This window comes from Lentzea sp. NPDC003310 (assembly GCF_040610935.1).
In the GTDB taxonomy this organism is placed as follows: Bacteria; Actinomycetota; Actinomycetes; order Mycobacteriales; family Pseudonocardiaceae; genus Lentzea.
On record NZ_JBEXNC010000019.1, the window covers coordinates 222,427 to 232,990 of the forward strand.

The 10,564-nt window shown below is 69.1% G+C and carries 6 protein-coding genes; 4 read left to right on the plus strand and 2 right to left on the minus strand.

Annotated elements, in window-relative coordinates:
• The first annotated feature begins 12 nt into the window (after positions 1 to 12).
• Both ABZX02_RS34875 and ABZX02_RS34880 read left to right on the plus strand, forming a co-directional pair.
• Entirely contained in the window at positions 13 to 1,575 is a 1,563-nt protein-coding gene (locus tag ABZX02_RS34875; protein ID WP_355304784.1) for an alpha/beta hydrolase, read from the plus strand.
• A complete protein-coding gene (locus ABZX02_RS34880; protein ID WP_355304786.1) occupies positions 1,575 to 3,098 on the plus strand; it encodes an alpha/beta hydrolase in 1,524 nt (507 codons plus the stop codon). The genes ABZX02_RS34875 and ABZX02_RS34880 overlap by 1 nt, the downstream gene beginning before the upstream one ends.
• Here ABZX02_RS34880 and ABZX02_RS34885 read toward each other — a convergent pair.
• Positions 3,053 to 4,567: an MFS transporter gene (locus ABZX02_RS34885; RefSeq protein WP_355304787.1), complete on the minus strand. Its 1,515-nt coding sequence runs from the start codon at positions 4,565 to 4,567 to the stop codon at positions 3,053 to 3,055. The genes ABZX02_RS34880 and ABZX02_RS34885 overlap by 46 nt on opposite strands.
• A complete protein-coding gene (locus ABZX02_RS34890) occupies positions 4,568 to 5,203 on the minus strand; it encodes an LppX_LprAFG lipoprotein (protein WP_355304789.1) in 636 nt (211 codons plus the stop codon).
• Between the two features lie 41 nt (positions 5,204 to 5,244).
• Here ABZX02_RS34890 and glnA point away from each other — a divergent pair, with 41 nt between their 5' ends.
• Positions 5,245 to 6,588: a type I glutamate--ammonia ligase gene (gene glnA, locus ABZX02_RS34895; RefSeq protein WP_355304791.1), complete on the plus strand. Its 1,344-nt coding sequence runs from the start codon at positions 5,245 to 5,247 to the stop codon at positions 6,586 to 6,588.
• Positions 6,589 to 6,606: 18 nt separating this feature from the next.
• Complete coding sequence (locus ABZX02_RS34900; protein ID WP_355304793.1) at positions 6,607 to 10,137, plus strand: FkbM family methyltransferase; 3,531 nt, start codon at positions 6,607 to 6,609, stop codon at positions 10,135 to 10,137.
• Positions 10,138 to 10,564 lie beyond the last annotated feature (427 nt).

The following is a 10,564-nucleotide window of genomic DNA, read 5'->3' on the forward strand; positions in this document are numbered from 1 at the left end:
TACCATCGGACTGTGGTCCGTCTCTTGAGCGTGTTGCTCGTCATTCCGCTGCTCGCGTCCTGCACGACGATCATCGAGGGGGCGGCCAAACCCGGCGTGACCTTCGAGAAGGTCGGTCCGGCAGGCGTCGTCCCCGCCGGTCTGGAGGAGTTCTACGGCCAGCAGCTCGCCTGGGAGAGCTGCGAGTCGTACGCCACGACCGGGTCGAGCCGCGACGCGTACGGCAAGAAGCGCGACGTCGAGTGCACGCGCCTGAGGGTTCCCCTCGACTACAGCAAGCCAACCGGCGACACGATCACTATCGGCGTCCTCCGGTTCAAGGCCACCGGGCAGAAGATCGGCTCGCTGCTGACCAACCCCGGCGGCCCCGGCGCGTCCGGCATGGCGTCGGCCGCGGGCATGGTCTCGACCTACCGCAAGACCGAGCTCGCGGAGAGGTTCGACCTCATCGGGTTCGACCCGCGGGGCATCGGCGCGAGCGAACCGGCGGTCCAGTGCCTCACCGGACCGGAGCGCGACGCCGAGCGTCTGGACCTCGACACGGACACCAGCCCGGCCGGAATCGCCCAAACGGAGCAAGAGAACAAGGCATATGCCGAGAAGTGTGCCGCCGGTACAAAATTCGGTGCGGCAATGCTCGCCAATTTGGGCACGCGGGACGTAGTTAAGGACATGGATGTCCTCCGCTCTGCGCTCGGCGACGCGAAGCTGAGCTACGTCGGGTACTCGTACGGCACCCGCATAGGCACCGAGTACGCCGAGACCTTCCCCCAGAACGTGCGCGCGCTCGTCCTCGACGGAGCCGTCGACCCGACCCAGGACCAGCTCGCGTCGCTGGTCGCGCAGGCGGCCGGGTTCCAGAAGGCGTTCGACGAGTTCGTGAAGTGGTGCCGCGAGAAGAAGGACTGCCCCCTCGACGGCGACGCCAACGCGAGCTTCCGGCAGCTCACGACCCCGCTGATCCAGAAGCCGGTCGACGTGGGCGACCGCAAGCTGTCCTACAACGACGCGATCACCGCGGCGATCCAGGCGATGTACTCGGAGCAGCTGTGGCCGATCCTGCTCAGGGGCCTCCAGGAGCTCAAGAGCGGCAAGGGCTCCACGCTGCTGACGCTCGCCGACGCGTACTTCGACCGCGACGACCAGGGCCAGTACTCGACCATCACGGACGCGTTCAACGCCGTGCACTGCGTGGACGACGCACGGCTGACGGACAAGAACGCGCTGTTGGAGACGCAGAAGAAGTACAAGGAGGCGGCGCCGTTCCTCGACGACGGCAACCCGGCCGGCGCGGCGCTCGACTCGTGCGCCTTCTGGCCCGCCCCGGTCACCGCCCGCACCGGCCCGCCCAAGGCCGACGGCATCCCGCCGCTGCTGATCATCTCCACGACCGGTGACCCGGCCACGCCGTACGAGGCGGGCGTGAACCTCGCCAAGGCGCTCAACTCGCGGCTGCTCACGTTCGAGGGCGTGCAGCACACGGTCTTCCTCCAGGGCGACCAGTGCGTGGACGCCGCCGGCGTGAAGTACCTGATCGACCAGACGTTGCCCGCCGACGGAACCCGGTGCGCCTAATGACGAAGAGGCGATCCCGAGTCACCGCGGCCTTGTTCGCCTTGATCGTCGTGTTCGGCACGTCCACGTCCTACGCGCGCATCGACGGCAATCCCGTCGCCGGCCGCAAGGGCATCGAACGCTTCTACACGCAGGTGTTGTCGTGGGGCGCGTGCCAGCCTTACGCGACCGATGCGAAGAGCAAGGGACTGTACGAGCGCGAGGGCATCCAGTGCGCGCGTCTGGCGGTTCCGCTCGACTACGAGAAGCCGGACGCCGGGACGATCACCGTCGGACTGCTGCGCCGGCCCGCCACCGAGAAGGACCGCCGCGTCGGTTCCCTCGTGGTGAACCCCGGTGGCCCGGGAGGATCCGGCATGTCGCACGTCGCGAACATGCAGGCGGGCAACCCGGTCGGCAAGCGGTTCGACGTCGTGGGCTTCGACCCGCGCGGCGTCGGGGCGAGCCAGCCCCGCGTCCAGTGCCTGACCGACGCGGAACGCGACGCGCAACGGCTGCGGCCCAAGGGCGAGAGCGCGAACCAGACCGAGCAGGAGAACAAGTTCTTCGTCGACCGCTGCGCCGAACGCAGTGGCATCGACCTCCTGCGCAACGTCGGCACGCGGGACGTCGTGCGTGACGTCGACGTGCTGCGCGCGGCGTTGGGGGAGAAGAAGCTGAGCTACCTCGGCTACTCCTACGGCACGCGCATCGGCACGTTGTACGCCGAGATGTTCCCTCGCAACGTGCGCGCGATGGTGCTCGACGGTGCTGTGGAGGTCAACGCGGACAAGGTGGCCGCGTCGGCACGTCAGGCGCAGGGCTTCGAGGAGTCGTTCCAGCGCTTCGCGGGCTGGTGCGCCCAGCGCGACTGTCCCATCGGGAGGGACACCGCGACGGCGGAGTCCAAGTTCCGCCAGATGATCGAGCCGCTGAAGAAGACCCCGCTGCAGGTCGGCGACCGCAAGCTGTCCCACTCGGACGCGAACACCGCCATCATCCAGGCGATGTACACGGACCGGTTGTGGGAGACCGCGCTCAAAGGCCTGCAGGAGCTGCGGCAGAACAAGGGCACCACCCTGCTGCAGCTCGCCGACCAGTACCTCGGCCGCGCCCAGGACGGCTCGTACAGCCGCATCCAGGACGCGTTCGTGGCCATCCGGTGCGTCGACGAGCCGCCCATCAAGGACCGCGCCACCCTGGAGTCCAACCGTCGGAGGCTGTTGGAACTGTTGGGCAACGACACGGTCCCCACCGACGAGACAGCGCTCGGCCCGTGCGCGTTCTGGCCCGCCCCGCACACGTCCGAACCGCACCCGCCGAACGTGCAGGGACTGCCGCAGGTGCTGGTCATCTCGACGACCGGTGACCCGGCGACGCCCTACCAGTCCGGCGTGGACCTCGCACAGGCCCTGGGCGCGCGCTTGCTGACGTACAACGGAAACCAGCACACGGCGTTCCTCGCGGGCATCGGCTGCGTGGACGGCGTGGGCACGAACTACCTGGTGGACCTGAGGCTGCCGGAGACGGACTCCGTCTGCTGAGCCCTCCCGGGCAGGAAGACCGATCCCAGCGCTCCGAGCGCGCAGATCACCGCCGTGATCAGGAAGATCTCGTGGTACTCGGTGAGCAGCGCCTCGGTGAGCCCGCGCTGGTACTCGGCCATCTGCCGCTGGAACTCGTCGGGTTCGACGCCGAACGGCAGCGGTGTGTTCAGGTCTGCCGTGAGCTCGCGGAACCGGTGGAGTCCCCACGCGGACAACGCCGCCACGCCGACGAGCATGCCCGTCATGCGCGCGACGACGACGAACGCCGACGCGACGCCGTGACGCACTGACGGGACGACACGCAGCACCGCACCGGACAACGGCGCGATGACCAGCCCCAGCCCGAAACCGGCGATGGCCAGGTCACGCGTGAGAACGAGCCCGCTCACGTCAGCGGGCCACTGCGCGATGAACACGTACGACACCGATGCCAGCGCAAGGCCGCCGAACGACACCCAGCGGTCGCCGAGCCGGGACGCGAGGAACCCACCCAGGACGGCACCGACCGGCAGTGCGATCAGGAACCGCGTCAGCAACGTGGCCGCGGAGGCCGAGTCCCGCCGCAACACGGTCTGCGCGAACAACTCGACGTCGACCAGCGTCACCATCAACGCGGCACCGGCGGCCAGCGACACCCCGAGCACCGCCCAGAACGGCCGCCACTGCACGCCTTCGGGATCGATGAGCCGCACGGCCGCACGGCGTTCCCACAAGAAGAAGGCACCGAGCACGACGAAAGCGGCCGCCAGCGTCGGCCAGCCCCACGACGGCAGCACGGACTCGGCGGGCGTCGGGTTGTAGAGCGCCACGACCAGCAACGACAGCGCGGCGGCGAGCAGCACGCCGCCCACGACGTCGATGCGCACCTCGCGCCGTGTGTTCGGCACGGTCCGTTGCACGATCACCATCGCGATGACCGCCAACGGGATGTTCACCCAGAAAATCCACCGCCAGCTCTGCGGCTCCCACGACTCGAACAACGGCCACGCGTTGAACAACGACGCGATCGCGATGCCGTAGAGCGTGCCGAGGACAGACCCCAGCTCCTGAGCAGCACCCACGGTCCCGAGAGCGGCCGACCGCCGGTGCTCCTCCCACAGGTCCGCCACCAGCGCCATCGTCACCGGCAACAACGCGCCACCGGCGAGGCCCTGCACCACGCGCCCGACCACGAGCAACGGCACGTCGGCGGCCAGCGCCGTGACGACCGAGCCCACCAGGAACCCGAGCAGCGAGACCTGCAGCACGAACCGCCGCCCCAGCCGGTCCGACAGCTGCCCGAGCAACGGCATGCCCGCCACGTACCCGAGCAGGTAGCCGGTGACGATCGGCGTCGCCTGCTCCAGCTCGTTCACGGCGATGCCGAGATCGCGCACCATGTCCGTGAGGACCCCGACGACGACGTACGCGTCGAGGGCCCCCAGCAGCACAGCCGCGCCGGACGCGGCGAGAGCGACTTTCCTCATCTACGCGGGTGCCGTGACCGTGACGGGCTTGTCGAAGTCGGTCAGGCCGATGTCGACCTTCTGACCACCGGGGAGCTCGAACAACGCGCTCTTGAGCTTGTTGTCCTTGTCGACCGAGAACGTCGACTTCACGTCCGCCGAGATGCCGGGCACCAGGCCCGCCGCGACGTCCTTCGGCACCGTCGCCTCGACCACCGACACGTCACCGGACGACTTGGTCTTCGCGTCCTTCGCCGAGGAGAGGACCTTCGCCACGCCCTTGTCCGGGTTCAGGATCGCGGACGGGTCGTACACCTGGCCCGCGAACGCGGCCGGCAGCTTCGTGAACCCGCCGGTCGGGCCCTTGAAGTGCAGGTTCCCGCCGGTCAGCACGTACTCGATGGACAGCAGCTGCCCGCCGAACGTGACCTTCGCGGTGCCCTTCGAGTCACCGGCGGAGGTGAGGTCGCCGTCGGCGTCCTTCACCGGCACGTCCGGCAGCTCACCGTCGACCTTGATGGTGAAGTGCACCGTCTTGACCGACTTCATCGACTCGGCCGACTTCGAGAGCAACGTCGCACCATCGGGGAGATCTCCCCCGGACGTGCAGCTCGTGAGCAGGGCGAGTGCGCAAACCAACAACCAACGTGCCGACATGCGTTGATCGTAGTGACTGCGGAGCCCTTAAGCTGCGCTCTATGGACCGCCAGCAGGAGTTCGTGCTCCGCACGCTCGAGGAACGCGACATCCGGTTCGTCCGGCTCTGGTTCACGGACGTCCTGGGCTTCTTGAAGTCCGTGGCGGTCGCCCCGGCCGAGCTCGAGGGTGCCTTCAGCGAGGGCATCGGGTTCGACGGCTCCGCGATCGAGGGCTTCGCCCGCGTCTACGAGTCGGACATGGTCGCGAAGCCCGACCCCGGCACGTTCCAGGTGCTGCCGTGGCAGACACCGGAGGGCACGAACTACTCCGCGCGCATGTTCTGCGACATCACCATGCCGGACGGCTCCCCGTCGTGGGCCGACCCGCGCCACGTGCTGCGCCGCACGCTGTCGAAGGCCAGCGAGGCCGGGTTCACCTGCTACGTCCACCCCGAGATCGAGTTCTTCCTGCTCAAGGGCCTGCCCGGCGACGGCAGCGAGCCCGAGCCCGCGGACAACGGCGGGTTCTTCGACCAGACCTCGCACGAGACCGCCACGCACTTCCGCCGCCACGCCATCGAGGCGCTGGAGGCCATGGGCATCTCCGTCGAGTTCAGCCACCACGAGGGAGCGCCCGGCCAGCAGGAGATCGACCTGCGCTACGCCGACGCGCTGACCATGGCGGACAACGTCATGACGTTCCGCTACCTGGTGAAGGAGGTCGCGATCACGCAGGGCGTGCGCGCCTCGTTCATGCCCAAGCCGTTCTCCGAGCAGCCGGGCTCGGGCATGCACACGCACTTCTCGCTGTTCGAGGGCGACCGCAACGCCTTCTACGACGACGAGGACCCGTACCAGCTCTCCGACATCGGCAAGCAGTTCGTCGCGGGCATCCTCAAGCACGCGCGCGAGATCTCCGGCGTCACGAACCAATGGGTCAACTCGTACAAGAGGCTGATCGTCGGCGGTGAAGCGCCCACGGCCGTGTGCTGGGGTCACGCGAACCGCTCCGCACTGGTCCGCGTGCCGATGTACTCGCCCGGCAAGTCGTCCTCCCGGCGCGTCGAGGTCCGCTCGCTCGACTCCGCGTGCAACCCGTACCTGGCCTACTCGGTGATCCTGGCCGCCGGCCTGCGGGGCATCGAGAAGGGCTACGAGCTGCCGCCGCCCGCCGAGGACGACGTGTGGTCGCTCACGGACCGTGAACGCCGTGCGGCCGGGTACGCGAACCTGCCGCAGAACCTCGGCGAGGCGCTCACCGAGATGGAGAACTCGGAACTGCTCCCCGAGGCGCTCGGTGAGCACGTCTACGACTTCTTCCTGCGCAACAAGAGGACGGAGTGGGACGCGTACCGTCGCAGCGTCACCCCGTACGAGTTGCGCACACTTCTTCCCATGCTGTGAGGCAGATACGTGCTCTCCGTGACTGAGGTACCCGAGTTCCAGCCGACGATCTGCGCGTGCACCGTCGCCACCGCGGCGGAGCTGCCGGCGGTGAAGGTCCTGTCCAGCTCGTTCCTCGCGGAGCACCCCGAGGGCCGGTTCGTCGCGCTGGTCGTCGACGCGCAGCCGGAGCACTCGGGTCCCGGGCTGATGACGCCGGTGGACATCGGTGTCACCGAGGACGAGCTGAACGTGCTCGCGACCTCGCTGGAAGCCGACGCGCTGAAGGCCGCCATGGTGCCGCGGCTGCTGGAGGCGTTGCTGCCGCAGGGCATGCCCGTGCTGTACCTCGATCCGTGGGTGCAGGTGTTCGGGTCGCTCACCAAGGTCGTGCTGGAGGCCTTGCGCACCGCACCGGTCGTGCTGCTGCCCCGCACGTTGCGGCCGCTGCCGTCGGACGGGCTGCAGCCCGGTCCCGCCGAGCTGCACGACCTGGGCGCGTTCGACCCCGGGTTCATCGCGGTCGGTCCGGGCTCCGAGCCCTACCTCGGGTCGCTGGACATGCCGGCGATCGTGCCGCATCACGTCGTGCGTGACGCACGGGTCGGACTGTCCGTGTGGAACGTCGCGGACAGACCGTTGCACCGCACCGAGTCCGGCGCTCTGGCCGTGGTCGGCCAAGACCTGCTCTCGGTGCACTTCCGCGGGTTCGACCCACGCCGGCCGTGGTTGCTGTCCGCCGATTTCGCCGAACGTCCCCGTGTGCTGCTCTCGGAGCACACGGAGGTCGCCGAACTCTGCCAGGCCTACCGCGCCGAACTGGTGCGCAACGGCTGGTCCGTCGCACCGGTCCCGTACCGGTTCGACTCGCTGATCGACGGCACGCAGATCCCGTCCGAGCTGCGCGCCGACTACCGCGCCTCCGCGCTCACGCCGCCGCCCGCGTTCGGCGAGGACGGCGGCGGCGCGTTCCTCATCTGGGCCTGCGAGCCGACCGAGCACGGCGGCACGCGCTGGGCAGACGCGGTCTGGCGCGCGGACGCCGCGCTGCGGCAGCAGTTCCCGGCGCCGTTCGGTGCCGACGCGGACGCCTGGCGCGAGTGGTGCTCCGGGGTCGGCGTCGCCTCCGGGAGGCTGCCGGCGCCCGCCGTTCCGCAGCCCCGGTCGGAAGGCCCCGCACTGCTCGACCAGCTGGGTGTGTCCGTCGTGGGCTCCGGGCCGCTGGCGGAACTGATGCTCGCCGCCGCACGGGCGTCCGGACTGCCCGTGTCGGTCGAGGCCGGCTATCCGGTCGTGGTGCGTGCCTCTTCTTCTGACGAGGTGCCCTCCGGACGGTTCGTCGTCGACGTCGCGTTGGACGCCACGGCCGCGGACGACCGCACGGGCGTGAACGAACTATGGCTTTCCTCTGAGGTGTCGCGCGCCGCCGCCGAACGCATCGGCGGACCGATCGTGCGTGTGGTCCCCGTGCCCGTCCACGATGTCGGGGCGCGTGAGTTCGAGTCGGGCGAGAACGTGGTGTTCGCGGCGATCGCGGACCACGAGCTCGACCGGCCCGGCAACGTGCTCGGCGCCGTGTCGGCGTTCCTGACCGCGTTTCCCGACCGCACGGACGTGGAGCTGCGGATCGCGGTGTCGGGGGCGTTCGAGCACCCCGAGGCCGCCGAGCGCCTGCGCCTCGCCACCGCCTCCGACCAGCGGATCTCGTTGGTCGAGGGCCTGGACGTGGCGGCCGTCGCCGACGCCGTGGTGTCGCTGCACCGCGGTGGCGCGGACGACCGCATCGCGTTGCGCCTGGCCGAACTGGCCGTGCGCGGTGTCCCCGTCGTCGCGTCCGACCACGGTGCCGTGGCCGAGCTCTTCGGCAAGACGGCCGTTCTCGTGCCGTGCCACCAGGGCGCCGAACCCGACGTGCAGGCCGCCGCGAAGCTGTTGCGCTCGTTGGCCGACGACCTGCCCACGGCCGAGGCACTCGGTGCGGCCGGACGGCAGCACATGCTGTCCGTGCGCTCCGTTGCACGCGTGGCCGAGGTCGTGCGCGAACGCGTCGAGCACGCGTACCGCGGCTGGCGGGCACGCCGGCCGAAGCCCAAGGACGAGGTCGACCCGATGCTCGCCCTGCAGTCGGCCAAGCACGCCTTACTGCGGCGGGCGACCGTGGACGGTCCGAGCCGGACGCCGATGGCACCCGCGCTGCGCAAGGTCGTGTTGCGCGCGCTGGACCACTACGACAACCACATGCGCCAGGTGCTGCACACCCTGATCGACGGGGTCGAGCGCACGGTGTCCGAGCTGGTCAACCGGCAGGACGCGCTCAAGGCGGGCGTCGGCGCGGGCGAGCTGGAACTGCTGCGCGCCGAGATCGAGCAGGTCGCGGCCCGGCAGTCGCACTTCGTCGACCAGCTGGTCGGGGTCGACGACGGGGTCGTCCGCGTGCGCGCGGACATGGCGGGCCAGGGCCGCCGGCAGCGCGACGTCGAGGACGCGGTGGTCGCCGAGGCCGCCAAGCGCGCGAAGTCCGACGACGTGCTGGCCGACCGGATCGACAAGCTGACCGTGGCCCTGGACCGCACGCTCGACCGGATCGACAGCCTCGAGTCCAAGGTCGTCGAGGTGTTCCGCGAGCGCGACTCGCGGCTCGACGCCGCTCTGCGCACCGCTCACCAGGCACAACAGACCGCGGACGCGCTACGGCGCGTGGTCGTCCGTCAGCACGAGGCCGCCGGTGACGCGCCCGAAGTACGGTCGTCGCTGGTGCTGTGCGACGCGGGCATGATGCGGCTGCCCGCCGACGACGCGTTCATGCTCCCGCTGTTGTCGTCCAACGGCGTGTGGGAGCCGGAGCTCGCGGACCTGCTCGACTCGGTGCTGGAGCCGGACGGGATCTTCCTCGACGTCGGCGCGTACGTCGGTTACCACTCGATCCGGGTGCTGTCGCGCCTCGGCACGATGGGGGCCGTCGTCGCCGTGGAGCCGGACGCGTCCGCCGCGGCGCTGCTCAGGCACAACGTCTCGGCGAACCTGCCGTCCGCCATCGCCTCCCGGCTGACCGTGGTCGAGGGCGCGGCGTGGGAGAGCGCGGGCGAGCTGGCCGCCTCACCGACGTTGACCGGTGGTGTGTCCGTGTCGCCGTTGGCCGACGACGCCGGCGAGGACGTCGCACGGGTTCGTTCGGTCCGTCTGGACAAGGCGCTCGAAGAGATCGCCTTGGTGCAGGGCATGAAGCTTTCCGTCGTACGGGTCGACACGCCTGGACGCGGGCACCGCGCTCTCGCGGGACTCGTTCGGTTGTTGCGCCGGGACCGGCCGCACGTGTTCCTCGAGTTCTCCGCGACCGCGACCACCGACTTCGGTGACGATCCGGTGACGGTCCTCAAGGAGTTCGGCGTCTGGGGCTACGACCTGGTGCCGGTCGCCACCCGTCAGGCCGCCTCGCCGGACCAGATCGTGCGCGCGATGGAGGGACTGCGTTCCATCACCCTGTGGCTGCGTCCGCGTCCGGTCGGCGCCAAGCCGGCTGCTCCGGCGCCGTCCGTGCCGGTCAAGCAGCCCGCTGACCAGGCGATTTGACTTTGATCCACGCCGTGAGTAACTTTCTCCAGGTCGCAAGCGAGACCCCCGGAACGAGCGGTTGACACCGCGAATCGGGCCGGGTAGAGTTTCACGGCGTCAAACCCCCAGAAGTAAATGAACGGCCTAACGTGCTGTCCGGGATCTGAAAATGACCCCGATTTGACACCGGGAAAGCCACTCAGATAACTTCTGAACCAAGCAAAATTGAATGCGAAGCGAGTTTGCGCCGAGCTAAAGAAGCCGAAACGGCCGATTTGACAAAGCGAAAATGAACGAGCTAAGCTTCAAACACAAGCCCCGAGAGAAACTCTCCGGAAACGGAGATGGACCCGGTGAGCGCGTGTTCTTTGAGAACTCAACAGCGTGCCGAAACACAGCCAGTAATATGAATACCCCTCGTCGGGGTATTCCTTTGAGAGTAATA